The 1372-nt window shown below is 70.1% G+C and carries 1 protein-coding gene; it reads right to left on the minus strand.

Features of this window, described 5'->3' with window-relative positions; genetic code table 11:
• Nucleotides 1–13 precede the first annotated feature (13 nt).
• Nucleotides 14–1366 (minus strand): ISL3 family transposase, encoded by a 1353-nt coding sequence (locus WFI00_RS17705; protein ID WP_336633669.1) that lies wholly within the window; start codon nt 1364–1366, stop codon nt 14–16.
• Nucleotides 1367–1372: the final 6 nt, after the last annotated feature.

A 1372-nucleotide genomic window follows, 5' to 3' on the forward strand; every position in this document is an offset into this window, starting at 1 on the left:
GGCTCTGCGCATTCTAGGTGGGGGTGAGGGGGTCAAGTCCGCCGGCGATCAGGAGCATGCGGAGCCGGTAGTTGTCGTAGTTGGTGAAGCCGCGGGCGATCCGGCGGGCGAGTTCGATGAGCCCGTTCACGGCCTCGGTGCCGCCGTTGGATGAGCGTCCTGTCGCCCAGTAGGCCAGGAACGCGGCTCGCCACTGGGTGAGGGTGCGGCCGAGGCGGGCGATTTCGGGGATCGGGCAGGACGGGAACGATTCGAGAACCTTCTCGGCGATCTTGTGCCCTTCGACCAGGTTGGGGTGCCGGTAGGCGTCGCGGAGCTGCTGGGCGGCGTGCCAGGCGACTTCAACTTCAACGTGCTCCTCTCTCGTCGCGAACGCCGCGTCGAGCCGGGACCGCTGCCTGTCGGTGAGGCGCTCCCGTCCGGCGCGGAGGATGTTGCGGATCCCGTAGAGCGGATCTCCCTTGCGGCCGCGATGACCGAGGGTGTCTTGCTGGACGCGGCGACGGACGTCATCAACCGCGGCGGTGCCGAGCTTGACGACGTGGAACGCATCCAGCACCGCGGTCGCGTCGTCGAGTTCGTCGTCGAGGGCCTTCTTGTAGCCGGCGAACGGGTCAAGAGCTGCGATCTTCACCCCGGCACGGAACTGCTCGTCCCGCTCCTTGATCCAGTCCGCGTACGCCTTCGAGGATCGACCTGGCACCAGGTCCAGCAGTCGCGCCCGCACGCGTCCCGTGGCGTCTCGGGTCAGGTCGACCATCCCGGTCAGCTCCTTCGGACCGCGCCCGCCGTCGGCGACGGGCTTCGTGGACACGTGATGCCACAGGTGCTCGTCCACGCCGAGCACCTCGACGCCATCGAACCGGCCAGGGTCCTGCTCGCGGCGCTGCAACTCGGCCTCCACGTGCGTCCAGACCGTGCGCCACGCGACGCGCAGCTGCCGAGCGACACCGCGCACTGACGCGTTCTCGCGGCGCATCTGCGCCACCGCCCACGCCACCGCGCGAGCCGTCAGCGCTTTGTTCGCCGCCGCGACGGCCGGGTTCTGCTCCGTGAATGAGCGCACCCCGCACCCGTCCTGGCGACACCGCCAGCGGCGCTTGCGCCACCGGACCCGAACCGGAGTACCGCCCATCGGGGCGTCCGTCAGAACGAGCACCTTCCGTCCCGCCGACTCCGCGACCACTCCGCACTCAGGGCAGCCGACCGGACCCGGCGGCGACTCGGCATCGATCACGAGCACGCCATCGCCGCGACGCTCGACCCCGGCCACCCGGAGCCCGTCGAGTCCGACGAGCAGGTCGCAGCGATCACAGTAGACAGCAGAACATGGGCGCGCGGCGGCGCAGCGCGTAGCATCAGGCACGGGTCG

This window comes from Microbacterium sp. MMO-56 (assembly GCF_037146215.1).
Lineage (GTDB): Bacteria > Actinomycetota > Actinomycetes > Actinomycetales > Microbacteriaceae > Microbacterium.